Here is a 19,479-nt window from a genome sequence, read left to right as displayed (position 1 = left end):
TCGGCCCCTTAGTGAGCGGATTCCGCGTGGCTCATGTCCATGCCTTCCATGCCTTCGTGTGCGTTGTGCTCACCTTCGGGTTGGGTCATGTCCATGCTCTTACCGTGAGCCATAAATTTGTTAATAACGTCTTTAAACAAATCGGGTTTCACGTTGGAGAAGTATTCCACCTGGTTGTATTCGCTTGGCGCAGCCACTTTCTCGAACGCAGCCATGTCGCTCATGGTGTTCGTGGACTGTTTCGCTTTAGCAACCCATTGGTCGAATTCGGCGCGGTCCTTTGTTGCGATAGCCTTGAACTTCATACCGGAGAAGCCGGGTCCGCTATAACTTGCGGAGATACCATCATAAGTACCGACTTCGTTGGCGATCAGATGCAGTCGAGTCTGCATACCGGCCATGGCATAAATCTGGCTACCCAGACGCGGGATAAAGAAGGAGTTCATCACGGAGTTGGATGTCACTTTGAATTCAACCGGAGTATTCGCCGGGAAGGCGATTTCATTCACGGTAGCGATACCTTGTTCCGGATAGATGAAGAACCATTTCCAGTCCATGGAAACCACTTCGATGGTAATGGGCTTCTCGTCATGCGCCAGCGGTTTGCTTGGTTCAAGAGCGTGAGTGGTTTTCCAGGTCAGAACGGCAAGGAAAATAATGATTAAGATAGGCACCGTCCAGACCACAGCTTCCACTTTATTGGAGTGTGACCAGTTCGGGCTGTACTTCGCATCTTTATTGCTTGCACGATACTTCCAGGCAAAACCAACAGCCATCAAGATGGCAGGAATAACGACAATCAACATCAGGCCAAATGCCGTCAGTATCAATGACCGTTGCTCCAGTCCAATCTGTCCTTTAGGGTCAAGCAGCGCAGAATTACAACCACTGAGTAATGCAGTGCCTGCAATTAATGACAACCATCCCAAACTTTTATTGTATTTCCTGAGTCTCATTTAACGACCTCAATTCCACGGGACCGGGTGGCGTTTAAAGTGTGAGGGCATTTTACGGGAAGGTTACATTACTGTAAACATCATTGGATCTGTGTTACCGGGTTCTGCCGTGCATGTCACATATGTTGCAATATATGTCGCCTCGGCTTTAAGAACCTGTTGCAACATCACGTTATAACGAAAGCGGGCGAGCAGGGGAGGTGTTGAGGGCAATTGGTATAACCAATACGAAAATAAAACAATTGTTTAACAATTGATTATCAATAAAAAGACAAATAGCGAACAAAAAATAAATCTGATTCGGCTGAATCGAGTAAGGAAAATAGAATTTATAAAAGGAGTCAATAATTTCCAAATTCTATGGCGCACAAAACAACAAATTATATTTTTATTAACTGCTTTTTATTTAGCCGTTATAATTACGCAGGGTGATTACAACGGCCAAATAAACCGGTCAGATTACGGCAGACGAGTTTTGCGTAGTGCCAAATAATCCAGCAGTCCACCGAATACCACACCGCAGACGGCGACCACGACGGCCACTTCAAGCAGCCCCGCCAGGAAAGAGAAGTTGGTGTAATCGAGGGCGTTCATCGTCAGAAGTAGCAGCCAGACAGCCAGCAAACAGCAGCCTGCCACTAACGTTATCAAAGCCAGATTGTACGCACCACGAAACTCTGTGCGTGGAATAAAACTCTCATTTTGCCAGCTATGTTCCAGCGTCTGGCGACAAACCAGCAGCAGCAGGAGTCCAGGGATCGCGGCAAACACGGAAAACAGATAAAACGTTGGCCAACCGTGAGCCTCGACGAACCAACCTGCCACTGGGCCCACATAGACGCGGCCAACAGCCGAAAGGGCAGAGAGTAGGGCAAACTGGGTTGCGGAGAACGATTTATTACACAGCGTCATTAATAAGGCGACAAACGCCGCAGTACCCATTCCGCCGCACAGGTTTTCGAAGAAAACCGCTGCCGCCATACTGAACATGTGCTTGTCTGTAATAGAAAGCAGCCAGTATCCGGCGTTCGATACGCCCTGCAGAATGCCGAAAATGAGTAACGCGCGAAACAGCGAAAGGCGCTGCATCAGGATCCCGCCGTACAGCGCACCGACTATTGTCGCCAGCAGTCCCAGCGTTTTATTAACGACGCCGACTTCACCGGCATCAAACCCGACGCCGCGGATTAAAAACGTCGTGGTCAGGCTCATGGCGAAAGCATCACCAAGCTTATACAGCACAATGAGCAGCAAAATCAGCCAGGCGTTGTTACGGCCAAAAAAGTCACGCAGTGGCGCAGCAACCGCTTGTTCCAGTGTTTTGGGCACCGGAATGGTGTCAGTGGGTTCGGGCGCTAACAGGGTGGCGATAATGCAGGGAATTAGTAGTGCCGCCATCAGCCAGTACATACCTTGCCAGCCGAGCCAGCGGTCGGCCATCCACAGTGCCAGACCACCGGAAACCAGCATCCCCAGGCGGTAACCCAGTACGCTGATTGCTGCACCGGTACCACGTTCTTCTGCCGGTAAAACGTCTGTTTTCCAGGCGTCAAAAACAATATCCTGCGACGCGGAACAAAATGCGATCACCACTGCGAGTGCCGCCATCCAGCGTAACTGCGTTCCTGATTCCAGAAAACCCATCGCGGCGATGGAAATAAGAAGCATCACCTGGGTCGTCAACAGCCAACCGCGACGACGACCTAAAAACGGTGGCGTGTAGCGGTCCATCACCGGGGACCAGAGAAACTTAAAGACGTAGGCCTGGCCGACCAGAGAAAAGAAACCGATAGTTTTCAGATCGATGTTTTCGACCGTCATCCACGCCTGAAGCGTACCGGAGGTCAGGGCGAGCGGTAAACCGGAAGCAAAACCTAACATCAGCAGAATCGCTGATTTTGGTTGCTGAAAAATACGTAAATAGTGATTGGACATGGGCATTAAAAGCTGACCCGGCGAAATGCCGGGTCAGGAGGCTTAAATTAGCGAGCGTTCTGCTTGATGAAATCGTGAACGCTGGTGTCCTGGGACATATCAGCGATGGTGTCGGTCAGGACGCTGTTAACGGCATCAGCAATATTTTTGTTAGAGGCCTGGAATGCGCCTTCAACAGAGTAGCTGGCACGGTAGTTTTTGGTCATCTTGTTGCCGTTGGCAGCCGTTGCAATAATGGCGATGTCTGCTTTGGTTGCGATGTTATAGCGCACGCTACCCTGAGACACGTCAGCATACAGCTGGCTTACGATGATTTGCAGGTTAACTGCACCGTTTGGACCCACCATATAACCGCGTGCAGTCATCTGCTTTTCCAGCACTTCTTGCAGCAGGAAGCGCAGATCGCGAGACGCAGTCAGAGTAACCAGTTGATTGTCGCGGGTCACTTTTGCCAGCGCCTGATCCTGACGCTGGTCGGCGCCGTTGATGCTGACAGTCACTCCCATCAGACTCGGATCCTGCTGTGGCAGGGTAATTTTCGGCGATACGTTGATGGTAGTGGGCGGAGTTGCGCAGCCAGCCAACATAAACAACGCGACTAAAGGGAAGAGGATTTTTTTAAACATGCCAGGGCTCTCAGCGAATCTAAATTGTATGGTTAGAGAAAATTCCCGCCATCATAACATCGCCAACGATGAGGGGAAGTGGGTAACGCATGTAAATTCATCATGTTGTCCGTTTGATGATGTTGTAGAGACCATAAATGGCCTTTTTGCAATAACGCGAACACAAGAATCAGTGAACTTCATTCGTTTGGGTGAGAAAATCAGACAAGCGCTAATTTTTTGTTGCTAAGGTGTAATGAAAACGGTAAAAGCGGCTAATATTTAAAGGGATGGGTGACATCTCAGCGTTGTCGGAGGAAAAATTTCATGATGATTCGTGAGCAAATAGAAGAAAAATTAAGGGCAGCGTTCCAACCCGTGTTCCTCGAAGTTGTGGATGAAAGCTATCGTCACAATGTCCCGGCAGGTTCTGAAAGCCACTTTAAGGTTGTGCTGGTCAGCGATCGCTTTACAGGTGAACGTTTTCTTAATCGTCATCGGATGATTTACAGCACGTTAACGGCGGAGCTTTCCACAACCGTACATGCTCTGGCCCTGCATACCTACACCATTAAGGAGTGGGAGGCGTTGCAGGACACCATTTTTGCATCACCTCCATGTCGTGGGGCGGGAAGCATCGCCTAAAAAACGGATTTGCAACAACCGGCGCTTTTCCAGTATGTTGCTACAGATTATGTGAAAACGGCCTGCGGGCCGTTTTGTTTTGTCTGAATTCTGAGTAGGTCGTCCAGTATTCAGACAAAAATTAGCCGGGAATTGTGAAAAAAGCCGCAGCAACGCGCGATAACCGTTCTCGACTCATAAAAGTGATGCCGCTATAATGCGCGTCTTATTTTTCGGAATGTCTTCGGGATGATTCTGACGACAGGGAATGTGATTGATTATGAGAACATCCCAGTTCCGCGAAGCCAACAACCTGTGCTTGCGGAGAAGAGTTGACCGAGCACTGTGATTTTTTGAGGTAACAAGATGCAAGTTTCAGTTGAAACCACTCAAGGCCTTGGCCGCCGTGTAACGATTACTATCGCTGCTGACAGCATCGAGACCGCTGTGAAAAGCGAGCTGGTCAACGTAGCGAAGAAAGTGCGTATTGACGGTTTCCGCAAAGGAAAAGTACCGATGAATGTCGTTGCTCAGCGTTATGGCGCTTCTGTTCGCCAGGACGTTCTGGGTGACCTGATGAGCCGTAACTTCGTTGATGCCATCATCAAAGAAAAAATTAATCCGGCTGGCGCACCGAACTACGTTCCGGGCGAATACAAACTGGGTGAAGATTTCACTTACGCGGTAGAGTTCGAAGTTTACCCGGAAGTTGAGCTGACCGGTCTGGATGCAATCGAAGTTGAAAAACCGGTTGTTGAAGTTACCGACGCTGACGTTGATGTTATGCTGGATACCCTGCGTAAGCAGCAGGCTACCTGGAAAGACAAAGACGGCGCTGCTGACGCAGAAGACCGTGTCACCATCGACTTTACCGGTTCTGTAGACGGCGAAGAGTTCGAAGGCGGCAAAGCGTCTGACTTCGTACTGGCGATGGGCCAGGGTCGTATGATCCCGGGCTTTGAAGAAGGCGTTAAAGGCCACAAAGCTGGCGAAGAGTTCACCATCGACGTGACCTTCCCGGAAGAGTACCACGCTGAAAACCTGAAAGGTAAAGCCGCTAAATTCGTTATCAACCTGAAGAAAGTTGAAGAACGTGAACTGCCGGAACTGACCGAAGAATTCATCAAACGTTTTGGCGTTGAAGATGGTTCCGTAGCAGGTCTGCGCGCAGAAGTGCGTAAAAACATGGAACGTGAGCTGAAAGGCGCTGTACGTAACCGCGTTAAGTCTCAGGCGATCGAAGGTCTGGTTAAAGCCAACGACATCGACGTTCCTGCTGCACTGATCGACAGCGAAATCGACGTTCTGCGTCGTCAGGCTGCACAGCGTTTCGGTGGCAACGAGAAGCAAGCTCTGGAACTGCCGCGTGAACTGTTCGAAGAACAGGCTAAGCGTCGCGTAGTTGTTGGTCTGCTGCTGGGCGAAGTGATTCGTACCAACGAACTGAAAGCTGACGAAGATCGCGTAAAAGGCCTGATCGAAGAAATGGCTTCTGCTTACGAAGATCCGAAAGAAGTTGTTGAGTTCTACAGCAAAAACAAAGAGCTGATGGACAACATGCGTAACGTCGCTCTGGAAGAACAGGCTGTTGAAGCGGTTCTGGCGAAAGCTAAAGTGACTGAAAAAGCCACTACTTTCAACGAACTGATGAACCAGCAGGCGTAATTCGTTGCTTTTATAGCACGAAATTCGCACATAAACCCGTCACCTTCTGGTGGCGGGTTTTTTTTTGTCACGCATTTTGCATGGGAAGGGTGCGAAAACAGCGTTTCAGTGTTAGCGTTACAACAAAAGATTGTTATGCTTGAATTATGGCGATGTCGTACCCATTACAGAGGGACTAGCTGATAATCCGTCCATAAGGTTACAATCAGCACAGCAGGTTTTTTCAAATTTTATCCAGGAGACGGAAATGTCATACAGCGGCGAACGAGATAACTTTGCACCCCATATGGCGCTGGTGCCGATGGTCATTGAACAGACCTCGCGTGGTGAGCGCTCTTTTGATATCTATTCTCGTCTACTTAAGGAACGCGTCATTTTTCTGACCGGCCAGGTCGAAGACCATATGGCTAACCTGATTGTGGCGCAGATGCTGTTCCTGGAAGCAGAAAACCCGGAAAAAGATATCTACCTGTATATTAACTCCCCTGGTGGCGTGATTACTGCAGGGATGTCTATCTATGACACCATGCAGTTTATTAAGCCGGACGTTAGCACCATTTGTATGGGCCAGGCGGCCTCAATGGGCGCGTTTCTGCTGACTGCCGGGGCGAAAGGTAAACGTTTTTGCCTGCCTAACTCTCGCGTCATGATCCACCAGCCTCTGGGCGGTTACCAGGGTCAGGCAACGGATATTGAAATTCATGCCCGTGAAATCCTGAAGGTAAAAGGGCGCATGAACGAACTTATGGCGCATCATACGGGTCAATCTCTCGAGCAGATTGAACGTGATACCGAGCGCGATCGCTTCCTCTCCGCTTCTGAAGCGGTGGAGTACGGTCTGGTCGACTCGATTTTGACCCATCGTAATTAATGCCCAGGGCGCAGGTGTGCCGCTATAATTACCTGGAGCGGCACAACGCTGACTAGCGTCTTGCGCCTGAGAATGGCATTTGCGTCGTCGTGTGCGGCACAAAGAACAAAGAAGAGGTTTTGACCCATGACAGATAAACGCAAAGATGGCTCGGGCAAATTGTTGTACTGCTCTTTTTGCGGCAAAAGCCAGCATGAAGTGCGTAAGCTGATTGCCGGACCATCCGTGTATATCTGCGACGAATGTGTTGATTTATGTAACGACATCATTCGCGAAGAGATTAAGGAAGTAGCACCGCACCGTGAACGCAGTGCGCTGCCGACGCCACATGAAATTCGCAACCACCTGGACGATTACGTTATTGGCCAGGAACAGGCGAAGAAAGTGCTGGCGGTCGCGGTATACAACCATTACAAACGTCTGCGCAACGGCGACACCAGCAATGGCGTCGAGTTGGGCAAAAGTAACATCCTGCTAATTGGTCCGACGGGTTCTGGTAAAACGCTGTTGGCTGAAACGCTGGCACGTCTGCTGGACGTTCCGTTCACAATGGCCGATGCCACCACCCTGACCGAAGCCGGTTATGTGGGTGAAGATGTTGAAAATATTATTCAGAAGCTGTTGCAGAAGTGCGATTACGACGTGCAGAAAGCGCAGCGCGGTATCGTCTATATCGATGAGATCGACAAGATTTCGCGTAAATCAGACAATCCGTCTATTACGCGTGACGTTTCCGGTGAAGGCGTACAGCAGGCGCTGTTGAAACTGATCGAAGGTACGGTTGCTGCCGTTCCGCCACAGGGTGGACGCAAACATCCGCAGCAGGAGTTCTTGCAGGTTGATACCTCCAAGATTCTGTTTATCTGTGGTGGTGCGTTTGCCGGTCTGGATAAGGTGATTGCTAACCGTGTTGAAACCGGCTCCGGCATTGGTTTTGGCGCGACGGTAAAAGCCCAGTCCGATAAGGCCAGCGAAGGTGAACTGCTGTCGCAGGTTGAACCAGAAGATCTGATCAAATTTGGTTTGATCCCTGAGTTCATCGGCCGTCTGCCCGTTGTGGCAACGCTGAGCGAACTGAGTGAAGAAGCGCTGATCCAGATCCTGAAAGAACCGAAAAACGCCCTGACTAAGCAGTATCAGGCGCTGTTCAATCTTGAAGGTGTGGATCTGGAATTCCGCGAGGAAGCGCTGGATGCTATCGCCAGGAAAGCGATGATTCGTAAAACCGGTGCGCGTGGTCTGCGTTCTATCGTGGAAGCCGCGTTGCTGGACACCATGTACGATCTGCCTTCTATGGAAGACGTTGAAAAAGTGGTGATCGACGAGTCTGTGATTGGCGGTCAGAGCAAGCCGTTGCTGATTTACGGTAAGCCGGAAGCACAGCAGGCATCTGGCGAATAATTCATCAATTCATACAGACGTTTAACCAAAAAGGGGGGATTTTATCTCCCCTTTTATTTTTCCGTAAACATGGCGTTGAATGTGTGGGAAACATCCCCATATACTGACATACATGTTAAAGGTGGTGTGAAGCACAGTCGTACCACCTGATTACCTGGCGGAAACTAAACTAAGAGAGAGCTCTATGAATCCTGAGCGTTCTGAACGCATTGAAATCCCCGTATTGCCGTTGCGCGATGTGGTGGTTTATCCGCACATGGTCATACCCTTATTTGTAGGGCGGGAAAAATCTATCCGTTGTCTTGAAGCGGCCATGGACCATGATAAAAAAATCATGTTGGTCGCACAGAAAGAAGCGTCAACGGATGAGCCGGGTGTAAACGATCTTTTCACCGTCGGGACCGTGGCCTCTATTTTGCAGATGCTGAAACTGCCTGACGGCACCGTAAAAGTGCTGGTCGAGGGGTTACAGCGCGCGCGTATTTCTGCGCTGTCAGACAACGGCGAGCATTTCTCTGCGAAAGCGGAGTACCTTGATTCGCCTGCTATCGATGAGCGCGAACAGGAAGTGCTGGTGCGTACCGCTATCAGCCAGTTCGAAGGCTATATCAAGCTAAACAAAAAAATCCCACCAGAGGTGCTGACGTCGCTTAACAGCATTGACGATCCCGCGCGTCTGGCGGACACCATCGCTGCCCATATGCCGCTGAAGCTGGCGGATAAGCAGTCCGTACTGGAGATGTCCGACGTGAATGAACGTCTGGAATATCTGATGGCAATGATGGAATCCGAAATCGATCTGCTGCAGGTTGAAAAACGCATTCGCAACCGCGTGAAAAAGCAGATGGAGAAGTCTCAGCGTGAGTACTATCTGAACGAGCAAATGAAAGCGATTCAGAAAGAGCTCGGCGAGATGGACGATGCGCCGGATGAAAACGAAGCGCTGAAACGTAAGATCGACGCGGCGAAGATGCCGAAAGAGGCAAAAGAGAAAGCGGAAGCAGAGCTGCAGAAGCTGAAAATGATGTCTCCGATGTCGGCGGAAGCGACGGTCGTGCGTGGCTACATCGACTGGATGGTACAGGTTCCGTGGAATGCGCGTAGCAAGGTCAAAAAAGACCTGCGTCAGGCACAGGAAATCCTCGATACCGACCATTATGGTCTGGAGCGTGTGAAAGACCGTATTCTTGAGTATCTTGCGGTCCAGAGCCGTGTGAACAAAATCAAGGGACCGATCCTGTGTCTGGTTGGACCGCCGGGGGTGGGTAAAACCTCTCTTGGTCAGTCCATCGCGAAGGCGACAGGACGTAAATACATCCGTATGGCGCTGGGTGGCGTGCGTGATGAGGCTGAAATTCGTGGTCACCGCCGGACCTATATCGGTTCGATGCCGGGCAAACTGATCCAGAAAATGGCCAAAGTGGGCGTGAAAAACCCGCTGTTCCTGCTTGATGAGATCGACAAAATGTCTTCTGACATGCGTGGCGATCCGGCATCAGCGCTGCTTGAGGTGCTGGATCCAGAGCAGAACGTGGCGTTCAGCGATCACTACCTGGAAGTGGACTACGACCTCAGCGACGTCATGTTCGTTGCGACGTCGAACTCCATGAACATTCCAGCACCGTTGCTGGATCGTATGGAAGTGATTCGTCTGTCTGGCTATACCGAAGACGAGAAGCTTAATATAGCTAAACGTCATCTGTTGCCAAAACAGATTGAGCGTAATGCGCTGAAAAAAGGCGAGCTGACGGTTGATGATAGCGCCATTGTGGGCATCATTCGTTACTACACCCGTGAAGCGGGCGTGCGTAGTCTGGAGCGTGAAATCTCCAAACTGTGCCGTAAAGCAGTTAAGCAATTGTTGCTCGATAAGTCACTGAAACACATTGAGATCAATGGCGATAACCTGCACGACTACCTGGGTGTGCAGCGCTTTGACTATGGCCGTGCGGATAACGAAAACCGCGTCGGTCAGGTCACGGGTCTGGCATGGACAGAAGTGGGCGGCGATCTGCTGACCATTGAAACCGCCTGTGTTCCTGGTAAAGGCAAGCTGACTTACACCGGATCGCTCGGCGAAGTGATGCAGGAATCCATTCAGGCAGCACTGACCGTGGTGCGTGCGCGTGCGGAAAAACTGGGTATTAACCCGGACTTTTACGAAAAACGCGACATCCACGTTCACGTACCTGAAGGCGCGACGCCGAAAGATGGTCCAAGTGCGGGTATTGCCATGTGCACTGCGCTGGTCTCATGCCTGACCGGTAACCCGGTTCGTGCCGATGTAGCGATGACCGGCGAGATCACCCTGCGTGGTCAGGTTCTGCCTATCGGTGGTTTGAAAGAAAAACTGTTGGCGGCGCACCGTGGTGGCATTAAGACGGTCTTAATTCCAGACGAAAACAAACGTGACCTGGAAGAGATTCCGGACAACGTTATCGCCGATCTGGACATTCATCCGGTGAAACGTATTGAGGAAGTTCTGACTCTTGCGTTGCAAAATGAACCCTCTGGAATGCAGGTTGTGACGGCAAAATAGTGACCTCGCGCAAAGAGCATTAATAAAAACAGGGCTGGCAGGCCATTTCGGGCTTGCCAGCCTTTTTTTGTATAGCTAATTTAGATAACGGATTGGGCTTGCCATCATTATCGGGTGTTGTAAGGGCATGGCAGGCCTGATATAACTGCTGCGCGGTCGCACTTTGAAGGATTCAGGTGCGATATATATTATAAAGAGGAAGAGAAGAGTGAATAAATCTCAACTGATCGACAAAATTGCTGCAGGGGCTGATATCTCTAAAGCTGCGGCTGGACGTGCGTTAGATGCAATTATTGCTTCTGTTACCGAATCCCTGAAAGAAGGTGATGACGTAGCACTGGTAGGTTTTGGTACTTTTGCCGTTAAAGAGCGTGCTGCCCGTACTGGTCGCAACCCGCAAACAGGTAAAGAGATCACCATCGCCGCGGCTAAGGTACCGGGCTTCCGTGCAGGTAAAGCACTGAAAGACGCGGTAAACTAAGTGATTTCCCCTTTGGGGATGTGACTAAGTACAAGGGCGCATCAACCGATGTGCCTTTTTTATTTCTGATTCCGGTACTTTCTACGCGTTGTGGGCTGACAATTGCCCCAGTTTCTTGTCACAATAGACCTTTGTGCGCAGCGTTCAGGAAACGCTATGCTGCGTGAAGCATATATACTCAAAATCCTTGCCGCCGTTGTTGTGTCAACGTGCAGGCGGCCTGAAGGATAACGCGTATAGTCATCTACAGCGGAGTGTGGTTACACCATGATGGACAGCTTACGCACGGCTGCTAACAGTCTCGTGCTCAAGATTATTTTCGGTATCATTATCGTGTCGTTCATTTTGACCGGCGTGAGTGGTTACCTGATTGGCGGGGGCAATAACTACGCCGCTAAAGTGAATGGCCAGGAGATCAGCCGCGGGCAGTTCGAGAATGCGTTCAACAGCGAACGTAACCGCATGCAGCAACGGCTGGGCGATCAATATTCTGAGCTGGCGGCGAACGAAGGTTATATGAAAACGCTGCGTCAGCAGGTGCTTAATCGTCTTGTGGACGAAGCGCTGCTGGATCAGTACTCCCGTGAGCTTAAGCTCAACATTAGCGACGATCAGATTAAGCAGGCTATTTTCGCCACTCCGGCTTTCCAGGTTGACGGCAAATTTGATAACAACCGCTACAATGCGATTGTGAATCAGATGGGAATGACTGCAGATCAGTATGCTCAGGCATTGCGTAACCAGCTCACCACGCAACAGTTGATCAACGGCGTTGCCGGAACCGACTTCATGCTGAAGGGGGAAACGGACGAACTGGCTGCACTGGTTGCACAGCAACGTATCGTACGTGAAGCGACGATTGATGTTAATGCTCTTGCTGCGAAGCAGTCGGTTACCGACGAAGAAGTGGCCAGTTACTACGAGCAGAATAAAAACCGCTTTATGACGCCGGAACAGTTCCGTGTGAGCTATATCAAGCTGGACGCTGCAGCAATGCAGGAAACCGCCAGCGATGCTGATATTCAGTCTTATTATGACCAGCATCAGGATCAGTTCACTCAGCCGCAGCGTAACCGCTACAGCATCATCCAGACTAAAACAGAAGATGAAGCAAAAGCGGTGCTTGATGCGCTGAACAAAGGTGGTGATTTTGCGACCCTGGCGAAAGAAAAATCTGCCGATATCATCTCTGCCCGTAACGGCGGTGATATGGGTTGGCTGGAAGACTCCACCACCCCAGATGAACTGAAAAATGCCGGTCTGAAAGAAAAAGGCCAACTGTCAGGCGTGATTAAGTCTTCTGTTGGTTTCCTCGTTGCGCGCCTTGATGATGTGCAACCTGCGCAGGTTAAACCGCTGAGTGAAGCCCGTGACGACATTGCAGCGAAAGTTAAGCAGGAAAAAGCGCTGGATGCCTATTATGCGTTGCAGCAGAAAGTGAGTGATGCTGCCAGCAATGATAACGAATCTCTGGCGGGTGCGGAGCAGGCTGCAGGGATGAAAGCGGTTGAGACGGGCTGGTTTAGCCGTGACAGTCTGCCGGAAGAACTGAATTTCAAACCTGTTGCTGACATCATTTTCAATGGTGGTCTGATAGGCGAGAACGGTACGCCGGGCAGTAACTCTGACATCATCACCGTGGATGGCGATCGTGCGTTTGTGCTGCGTATTAGCGAACACAAAGCAGAAGCCGTTAAGCCGTTAGCGGAAGTGAAAGAGCAGGTTACCGCGCTCGTTAAGCACAATAAAGCTGAGCAGCAGGCGAAACTGGATGCTGATAAATTGCTGGCCGATCTGAAAGCTGGTAAAGGCGACGAAGCGCTGAAAGCGGCGGGTCTGAGCTTTGGCGAAGCGAAAACGCTGAGCCGTACGGGCCAGGATCCGCTGAGTCAGGCGGCATTTGGCCTGAGTCTGCCTGCGAAAGACAAGCCGAGCTACGGTGTGGCGAACGATATGCAGGGTAACGTTGTACTGTTGGCGCTGGACGAAGTAAAAGCCGGCTCAATGCCAGAAGCACAGAAAAAAGCGATGGTTCAGGGGATTACTCAGAACAACGCTCAGATTGTCTTCGAAGCACTGATGAGCAACCTGCGTAAAGCGGCAAAAATTAAAGTTGGTGACGCGCTGGAACAGCAGCAATAACCGAGGCTTCTCGCAAAAAATTGCAAAAAGTTGTATATACCAAAGGCCGCTTTCGCGGCCTTTTCCATTTCTGAAAATTGCCATTTGTCTGCCGTTTATCCCCCCGCTATCGTGGCTCCACTGTTAACCAACAAGGAGCAAAACAGTATGAAACATGGAATTAAAGCTTTGCTTATCACCTTTTCATTGACCGGTGCCGGTATGGTGCAAACTGCACTCGCAGCGGAACCCGTCGCCAAAAGTCAGGCGGTTCAGACCAAAGCGGATGCATCAGGAAGTACACACAGCAAAGCCACGCCAGCGACAAAGTCGAGTGATGATGAAGGTACCAGGGTAAGCATCAACAGCGCTTCAGCGGAGGATTTAGCGCGAGTGATGAATGGGGTTGGGCTGAAGAAAGCACAGGCCATTGTCAGCTATCGTGAGGAGTACGGACCATTTAAAACCGTCGATGATTTAAAGCAGGTGCCGGGGATGGGCAGTTCGCTGGTGGAACGTAATCTGGCATTTTTAACACTTTAATAACTTGCAGAGTGCTGAAAGTTTGCCAGAATGTAGAGGTCATACCAGTTATGGCCTTTCTACCCTGAAGTGTATTCCTATAAAAACAAACTAAGGTTCCTGTGCTATGCAAACACAAATCAAAGTCCGTGGTTTTCATCTTGATGTCTATCAGCACGTTAACAATGCCCGCTATCTTGAGTTTCTGGAAGAAGCCCGCTGGGATGGTCTGGAAAACAGTGACAGTTTTCAATGGATGACTGCACATCACATCGCGTTTGTGGTTGTTAACATCAATATCAACTATCGCCGTCCTGCCGTGCTGAGCGATCTGCTGACCATAACCAGTCAGGTACAACAGCTAAATGGCAAAAGTGGCGTATTAAACCAGACCATCACACTGGAGCCAGAAGGGCAAGTAGTGGCTGATGCGTTGATTACTTTCGTCTGTATTGATTTGAAAACGCAGAAAGCGCTGCCGTTGGAAGGGGAGTTACGCGAGAAACTGGAACAAATGGTGAAGTAGTGACTGTGACTGCCGGATGGCGACGCTCAAGCGTCTTATCCGGCCTATATGAGTTGCTGCGAGTGTCTGTAGGCCGGATAAGCAAAGCGCCATCCGGCATCACTCAACACATTACTTTAACCCGGTTTTCTGCTTCATAGCTGCCATCACTGCCAGCTTATCCGCCAGATAATGGTTCAGACCGTTGGCACGCAGATTACAGGCAGCACAATGGCCGCAACCGTTACCCTTGATCCCGTTATAACAGGTCAGCGTCTCTTCACGTACCAGATCCAGCTTACCCCAGTAGTCGGCCAGCGCCCAGGTTTCGGCTTTATCAATCCACATCAACGGGGTTTCGAAACGGATGTCTTTTGCCATTCCCAGACTGATGGCATGATTCAGGGCTTTGACAAACTCGTCACGACAGTCCGGATAACCAGAGAAATCGGTCTCGCAAACGCCGGTAATTACCGCCTCTGCCTGTACCTGGTAAGCGTAAATTGCAGCCAGCGTTAAGAACAGAATGTTACGTCCAGGCACAAAAGTATTCGGGATACCGTTCGCGTCCGGTTCATAATCGGGTACCGGGATATTATCGCGGGTCAGGCTGCTGACAGCCAGTTCGCTGAGCAGCGTCACGTCGAGAACTTTGTGTGCACGGGCGCCGAGTTTTAAGGCCAGATCACGTGCGACGTCAATTTCAGCGCGATGGCGCTGACCATAATCAAAGGTCACACAGTGCACTTCATCATACTGATGTAGCGCTTGCACCAGACAGGTCGTGGAGTCCTGACCTCCACTAAATACAACAACGGCACGTTTCATGGCATTTCCTGAAAAAAGAACAAAACCCTATGGTAGCGTCTGGGTGTGGTGTCGACCAGCTTCTTCACGCTGAAGGGGGCGGTAACCAGGCCTCGGTGAACTCAAACCAGCCGCGCGGATTCAAACGTACGCCATTTACGCCCGGCGGAGCGCTAATTCGATAGTGATAATTAAACAGCGGAGTAAGCGTGGCGTCATGCATTAACGTTGCGAAAACCTGCTGTAAAGCCGCATGACGATCGTCCTCATCGGCCTGAACTTGCAAAGCATCCAGCGTGGTCTGCAGATGAGTATATGCGGGCGCATTCAGAACATGTGACCATAGCTGATCGCAACGTAACCACTGTTCGAGGGTATACTCGGGGGCTTCGCCAATCAGCCTGTCTCCCATCATCAGATCGGCCTGGGCTAAAGGATGATCGCCATCCCAGTTTTTAGCATTATGAAAAATAAGCGTTAATTCACAACCCAGTTTTGCCAGTGCCTGGCGAAGCTGTTCCGCCATCGTATGCAGTTCGACAGGTAAGTGGTAGGCCAGTGTCAGTTTTTCCGGCAACGCCACCTCGTCCAGCTCATCCCATTGTGGGATCGTCCATCCTGGCAGCAGGGCATTGCTGGGGGTAATGAGGTTTTCATCCACCTCCAGCGTCTGTAGCAGCGAAGAACGGTGAATAATATTGATCAGCCTGCGAGCCTGGAGCGTGTTCAGGCGTGAACTTTTCTTCAGCGTTAAATAGCAAAAGCCCAGGCTGATCCCGCTGCTGACCTGGCTCAGCATGGCGAGCTCTTCGGGTTTACCAATCGCAATTTGCACCGGGTGGCGGCAGCTGGTGCCCAGATCCTGGGAAAAGAGTTGCGGGGTTATCCAGTATTCAATCGCTTTCAGCAGCGGATGGCCAAGATGGTAACTATCGTGGCTCTCGATGCGAACCCATTCAGGTGTAAACAGCGTCAGCCGGAACGGGCCAGTCCCGACAAAGGGTTGTTCTGGGTGCGCGAGATGACTGCTGTAACTTGCCAGGCGGTGTGCCAGCCAAAAGTCAGGTCGATGCAAAATAAAAGTCAGACATTGAGGGTGCGTCACCTCTATGCGTTTAACGCTGATAAACAATCTGGCCAGCGCGGGCAGTTCAAGCAACATCAACAGCCGTTGGTGTAACTGAGCACTGTTGACAACGTCACCGTTATGCCAGTGCAGCGTTGAGCGAATATAGAAATCCCAGCGCAGACCGTCGGCAGAGATATTCCAGTGGTGAGCTAAATCGCCGCAGGGTCGTTGAGTGTGGCTGTCAAAACGTGTCAGGCCAGAGAATACCTGTCCGGCAAGGTGCTGCTCCGCACGACCGGGTAGGAATCCAGGATGCAAAGGTTCGAGCTGGCGATAATAGGGGATACGCAGGGTGGGCGTATCATTTTGCCATTGTCCGCCCATAAACGGCTGCAGCAGGGTTCTTAATTCCCCGGGGGCCAGTTGAGCCAGTTCCAGTACGCTGAGCTGTTCACCCTTTTGCAGTGCCTGCTCCATCATCGTGTTGCGCAGAGAGTCCGGAGTTACCAAAAAACGTAATGCTCCGCGTTTCCCGCGTCCGGAGTGCGCTTGCCATACCAACCAACCGGCATCCTGCGCTTGCCTGAGCAGAGTACGTACATGGCGCTCGCTGCAAAAGCAGCGTTCAGCCAGTTCCCCGACGGTGACTGACTGCGGTTCTCCGTTTGAAGGTTGCCACAGACGTTGGTACTGATTCAGGCGATTAAGCAAACGCATTGATACATCATCCTTCAAGATGCCCACTAGCGGTTTTACGTAGAAAAAACCGGAACAATTTTCTTTATCTATTCACTATTACTTCCGTATATCTCAGGAGATACTGAATCACAAGTTAACCGCGTCACAGTGTGGAGAATGAAATGGCTCGTCTGGCTGCATTTGATATGGATGGCACCCTTTTGATGCCGAATCACCACTTAGGTGATGAAACCCTTTCGACGCTGGCACGCCTGCGTGAACGAGACATCACGCTGACGTTTGCGACCGGTCGTCATGTGCTGGAGATGCGTCATATTTTGGGCTCGATCTCGCTGGACGCCTTTTTAATCACCGGTAACGGGACACGTATTCACTCGCTGGAAGGCGATGTATTGCATCGTCAGGATCTGGCTCCCTCGGTTGCCGATATCGTATTGCACCAGCGGTGGGAAACGCAGGCCAGTATGCATGTTTTTAATGACAACGGCTGGTTCACCGGGCAAGAGATTCCGTCACTGTTGCAAGCGCATGTGTACAGCGGATTTCGTTACCAGATAGTGGATGTGAAGCGTATTCCTGCTCATCAGGTCACGAAAATCTGCTTCTGTGGCGATCATGACGATTTGGTCCGCCTGCGTATTCAGTTGAATGACGCGCTGGGCGAGCAGGCGAATCTCTGTTTTTCCGCTATCGATTGTCTTGAAGTGCTGCCGCTGGGCTGCAATAAAGGCTCCGCACTGGCAGTGCTAAGCGAGCACTTGGGTTATTCCATGGCTGACTGCATGGCGTTTGGCGATGCCATGAACGATCGTGAAATGTTGGGCCGCGTTGGGCGTGGTCTGATTATGGGGAACGCGATGCCGCAGCTTATTGCTGCGCTGCCTCATTTATCGGTGATTGGGCATTGCCGCAATCAGGCTGTATCTCACTTTTTGACGCATTGGCTGGACAATCCGCATCTACCTTATTCCCCCGAATGAGAGATCCCTTCCAGCAAGCCAGGCTTCGCGTCTGGCTTTTTTTTGTCTGCTCAGTGTGTATTCAGCAACTGGGCAAGTTCTGCTTTCGATGGTGTTAAATCACCGATGTGTGACTCGACCCATTGCGGGTTGTAATAGGTTTCCAGATAACGTTCGCCACTGTCACACAGCAACGTAACCAGCGACCCTGTTTCTCCGGCGTCGCGCATCCGAGCGGCAAGTTGTAATGCTCCCCACATGTTGGTACCGGTTGAGGCACCCACTTTACGACCTAGCTGCGTCTCCAGCCAGTGCGCGGTGGCAACGCTTGCGGCATCCGGAACGCGCAACATTTCATCAACCACATCAGGAATGAAAGAAGGCTCTACGCGTGGGCGGCCAATGCCTTCAATTTTGCTGCCGACCGGACTGCGTAACGACGCATCGCGATCCTGCCAGTAAGGCAGAAAGACCGAGTTTTCCGGGTCAACGACCATCAGGTGTGTGTCGTAACCCTGACAGCGAATATAACGGCCTATGGTTGCTGATGTACCGCCGGTTCCGGCGCTCATCACGATATGGCGAGGCACGGGGTTTGGCTCACACTGCATCTGGCGGAAGATACTGTCGGCAATATTGTTGTTACCACGCCAGTCAGTAGCGCGTTCAGCGTAAGTGAACTGGTCCATATAATGCCCGTTCAGTTCACGTGCCAGCTGTTCAGAAGCTGCATAGATTTCACAGGCGCTTTCCACGAAGTGGCAGCGACCGCCATAGAATTCAATCTGTTCAATTTTGCGTTTTGCCGTACAGGAAGGCATAACGGCAATAAATGGCAGTCCAAGCAGACGGGCGAAATAGGCCTCAGAGACCGCCGTTGAACCCGATGACGATTCGATAATCGTGGTGCCTTCTTTAATCCAGCCATTACAGAGTCCGTAGAGAAACAGTGAACGTGCCAGGCGATGTTTCAGGCTACCGGTTGGATGCGTGCTCTCATCTTTCAAATAGAGCTGAATACCTGGAAACGCCGGAAGCGACAGGCGAATGAGATGCGTATCGGCAGAACGCTGGTAATCCGCATTGATTTCATTGATAGCGTTTTTAACCCAGGAGCTATTCATCATTAATATCCATTTGTCATTTTGTGCCCAGAATAGCGAAAAGCACGGAAAAAATTGTTGCCATTTAGCCTTTAAAATAGAATGTAAGGAGAAAATTCTTCTCTGTGGAGTGGGTATGTTAGACAAAATTGACCGTAAGCTGCTTGGCCTACTACAACAAGACTGCACCCTTTCTTTGCAGGCGTTAGCCGATGCCGTTAATCTGACTACCACCCCCTGCTGGAAACGCCTCAAGCGGCTTGAGGATGACGGCATTCTGCTGGGCAAGGTTGCCCTGCTGGATCCAGAAAAACTGGGGTTGGGCTTAACCGCGTTTGTGCTGATTAAAACCCAGCATCACAGCAGCGAGTGGTACTGCCGCTTTGTCACCGAAGTGACCGGGATGCCAGAGGTACTGGGTTTCTGGCGAATGGCTGGGGAGTACGATTACCTGATGCGGGTGCAGGTTGCTGATATGAAACGTTATGATGATTTCTATAAGCGTCTGGTGAATAGCGTACCGGGCCTGTCTGATGTGACCTCCAGTTTTGCGATGGAACAGATTAAATACACGACTGCTCTACCTATTGAATAACTCTGCCGGTGGTCATTGCCGG

17 protein-coding genes are annotated in these 19,479 nt (G+C 50.8%); 11 read left to right on the top strand and 6 right to left on the bottom strand.

What is annotated here, in order from left to right:
- Positions 1-8: 8 nt before the first annotated feature.
- The 3 genes from cyoA to OGX95_RS04850 form a co-directional block, all read right to left on the bottom strand.
- Positions 9-956 carry a cytochrome o ubiquinol oxidase subunit II gene (cyoA, locus tag OGX95_RS04860; protein ID WP_271441079.1) on the bottom strand — a complete coding sequence of 316 codons (948 nt, stop codon included), beginning with the start codon at positions 954-956 and terminating at the stop codon, positions 9-11.
- 459 nt (positions 957-1,415) lie between these two features.
- A complete protein-coding gene (gene ampG / locus OGX95_RS04855) occupies positions 1,416-2,891 on the bottom strand; it encodes a muropeptide MFS transporter AmpG (RefSeq protein ID WP_286628696.1) in 1,476 nt (491 codons plus the stop codon).
- Positions 2,892-2,938: 47 nt separating this feature from the next.
- Positions 2,939-3,517 (bottom strand): lipoprotein, encoded by a 579-nt coding sequence (locus OGX95_RS04850; protein WP_005125164.1) that lies wholly within the window; start codon positions 3,515-3,517, stop codon positions 2,939-2,941.
- Between the two features lie 306 nt (positions 3,518-3,823).
- Between OGX95_RS04850 and bolA the strand changes: the two genes are divergently transcribed.
- From bolA to fadM, 9 genes are all read left to right on the top strand, one after another.
- Positions 3,824-4,141: a transcriptional regulator BolA gene (gene bolA, locus OGX95_RS04845; RefSeq protein ID WP_040232707.1), complete on the top strand. Its 318-nt coding sequence runs from the start codon at positions 3,824-3,826 to the stop codon at positions 4,139-4,141.
- Positions 4,142-4,486: 345 nt separating this feature from the next.
- Positions 4,487-5,785, top strand: coding sequence for a trigger factor (gene tig, locus OGX95_RS04840; protein WP_137384629.1), 1,299 nt, complete (start codon positions 4,487-4,489; stop codon positions 5,783-5,785).
- Positions 5,786-6,032: 247 nt separating this feature from the next.
- Entirely contained in the window at positions 6,033-6,656 is a 624-nt protein-coding gene (gene clpP, locus OGX95_RS04835; RefSeq protein WP_003021624.1) for an ATP-dependent Clp endopeptidase proteolytic subunit ClpP, read from the top strand.
- A gap of 126 nt (positions 6,657-6,782) precedes the next feature.
- Positions 6,783-8,057 (top strand): ATP-dependent protease ATP-binding subunit ClpX, encoded by a 1,275-nt coding sequence (clpX, locus tag OGX95_RS04830; protein ID WP_040232704.1) that lies wholly within the window; start codon positions 6,783-6,785, stop codon positions 8,055-8,057.
- Between the two features lie 184 nt (positions 8,058-8,241).
- A complete protein-coding gene (gene lon, locus OGX95_RS04825; protein WP_016152052.1) occupies positions 8,242-10,596 on the top strand; it encodes an endopeptidase La in 2,355 nt (784 codons plus the stop codon).
- 190 nt (positions 10,597-10,786) lie between these two features.
- A complete protein-coding gene (hupB, locus tag OGX95_RS04820) occupies positions 10,787-11,077 on the top strand; it encodes a nucleoid-associated protein HU-beta (protein ID WP_219352570.1) in 291 nt (96 codons plus the stop codon).
- A 267-nt stretch (positions 11,078-11,344) separates the two neighbouring features.
- Positions 11,345-13,219: a peptidylprolyl isomerase gene (gene ppiD / locus OGX95_RS04815; protein WP_286628503.1), complete on the top strand. Its 1,875-nt coding sequence runs from the start codon at positions 11,345-11,347 to the stop codon at positions 13,217-13,219.
- A gap of 147 nt (positions 13,220-13,366) precedes the next feature.
- Positions 13,367-13,741 carry a helix-hairpin-helix domain-containing protein gene (locus tag OGX95_RS04810; protein ID WP_286628502.1) on the top strand — a complete coding sequence of 125 codons (375 nt, stop codon included), beginning with the start codon at positions 13,367-13,369 and terminating at the stop codon, positions 13,739-13,741.
- Between the two features lie 106 nt (positions 13,742-13,847).
- Positions 13,848-14,246 (top strand): long-chain acyl-CoA thioesterase FadM, encoded by a 399-nt coding sequence (fadM, locus tag OGX95_RS04805; protein WP_271441616.1) that lies wholly within the window; start codon positions 13,848-13,850, stop codon positions 14,244-14,246.
- Between the two features lie 111 nt (positions 14,247-14,357).
- Here fadM and queC read toward each other — a convergent pair whose 3' ends face one another.
- Both queC and OGX95_RS04795 read right to left on the bottom strand, forming a co-directional pair.
- A complete protein-coding gene (queC, locus tag OGX95_RS04800; RefSeq protein WP_286628501.1) occupies positions 14,358-15,053 on the bottom strand; it encodes a 7-cyano-7-deazaguanine synthase QueC in 696 nt (231 codons plus the stop codon).
- Between the two features lie 64 nt (positions 15,054-15,117).
- Positions 15,118-16,818: an SgrR family transcriptional regulator gene (locus OGX95_RS04795; RefSeq protein WP_286628500.1), complete on the bottom strand. Its 1,701-nt coding sequence runs from the start codon at positions 16,816-16,818 to the stop codon at positions 15,118-15,120.
- Between the two features lie 143 nt (positions 16,819-16,961).
- Here OGX95_RS04795 and cof point away from each other — a divergent pair, with 143 nt between their 5' ends.
- The gene (gene cof / locus OGX95_RS04790; protein ID WP_286628499.1) at positions 16,962-17,780 is read left to right on the top strand and encodes an HMP-PP phosphatase; all 819 of its coding nucleotides are present in this window, start codon (positions 16,962-16,964) and stop codon (positions 17,778-17,780) included.
- Between the two features lie 50 nt (positions 17,781-17,830).
- On the opposite strand, the gene OGX95_RS04785 is transcribed toward cof, so the two are convergent.
- Positions 17,831-18,886, bottom strand: coding sequence for a PLP-dependent cysteine synthase family protein (locus OGX95_RS04785; protein ID WP_286628498.1), 1,056 nt, complete (start codon positions 18,884-18,886; stop codon positions 17,831-17,833).
- A gap of 112 nt (positions 18,887-18,998) precedes the next feature.
- Here OGX95_RS04785 and decR point away from each other — a divergent pair, with 112 nt between their 5' ends.
- A complete protein-coding gene (decR, locus tag OGX95_RS04780; RefSeq protein ID WP_005125175.1) occupies positions 18,999-19,457 on the top strand; it encodes a DNA-binding transcriptional regulator DecR in 459 nt (152 codons plus the stop codon).
- Positions 19,458-19,479 lie beyond the last annotated feature (22 nt).

It is taken from the genome of Citrobacter sp. Cu233, assembly GCF_030332225.1.
In the GTDB taxonomy this organism is placed as follows: domain Bacteria; phylum Pseudomonadota; class Gammaproteobacteria; order Enterobacterales; family Enterobacteriaceae; genus Citrobacter.
Note: the sequence above shows the minus strand (reverse complement) of the source record. Positions and strands in the feature narration are given on the sequence as shown.

Excerpts from the sequence above, each read along its gene's own strand:
- decR (WP_005125175.1), top strand. The coding sequence starts at position 18,999 with ATGTTAGACAAAATTGACCGTAAGCTGCTTGGCCTACTACAACAAGAC.
- clpX (WP_040232704.1), top strand. The coding sequence starts at position 6,783 with ATGACAGATAAACGCAAAGATGGCTCGGGCAAATTGTTGTACTGCTCT.
- OGX95_RS04795 (WP_286628500.1), bottom strand. The coding sequence starts at position 16,818 with ATGCGTTTGCTTAATCGCCTGAATCAGTACCAACGTCTGTGGCAACCT.
- bolA (WP_040232707.1), top strand. The coding sequence starts at position 3,824 with ATGATGATTCGTGAGCAAATAGAAGAAAAATTAAGGGCAGCGTTCCAA.
- OGX95_RS04810 (WP_286628502.1), top strand. The coding sequence starts at position 13,367 with ATGAAACATGGAATTAAAGCTTTGCTTATCACCTTTTCATTGACCGGT.
- OGX95_RS04850 (WP_005125164.1), bottom strand. The coding sequence starts at position 3,517 with ATGTTTAAAAAAATCCTCTTCCCTTTAGTCGCGTTGTTTATGTTGGCT.
- fadM (WP_271441616.1), top strand. The coding sequence starts at position 13,848 with ATGCAAACACAAATCAAAGTCCGTGGTTTTCATCTTGATGTCTATCAG.
- ampG (WP_286628696.1), bottom strand. The coding sequence starts at position 2,891 with ATGTCCAATCACTATTTACGTATTTTTCAGCAACCAAAATCAGCGATT.
- OGX95_RS04785 (WP_286628498.1), bottom strand. The coding sequence starts at position 18,886 with ATGATGAATAGCTCCTGGGTTAAAAACGCTATCAATGAAATCAATGCG.
- clpP (WP_003021624.1), top strand. The coding sequence starts at position 6,033 with ATGTCATACAGCGGCGAACGAGATAACTTTGCACCCCATATGGCGCTG.
- queC (WP_286628501.1), bottom strand. The coding sequence starts at position 15,053 with ATGAAACGTGCCGTTGTTGTATTTAGTGGAGGTCAGGACTCCACGACC.
- cyoA (WP_271441079.1), bottom strand. The coding sequence starts at position 956 with ATGAGACTCAGGAAATACAATAAAAGTTTGGGATGGTTGTCATTAATT.
- cof (WP_286628499.1), top strand. The coding sequence starts at position 16,962 with ATGGCTCGTCTGGCTGCATTTGATATGGATGGCACCCTTTTGATGCCG.
- ppiD (WP_286628503.1), top strand. The coding sequence starts at position 11,345 with ATGATGGACAGCTTACGCACGGCTGCTAACAGTCTCGTGCTCAAGATT.
- lon (WP_016152052.1), top strand. The coding sequence starts at position 8,242 with ATGAATCCTGAGCGTTCTGAACGCATTGAAATCCCCGTATTGCCGTTG.
- tig (WP_137384629.1), top strand. The coding sequence starts at position 4,487 with ATGCAAGTTTCAGTTGAAACCACTCAAGGCCTTGGCCGCCGTGTAACG.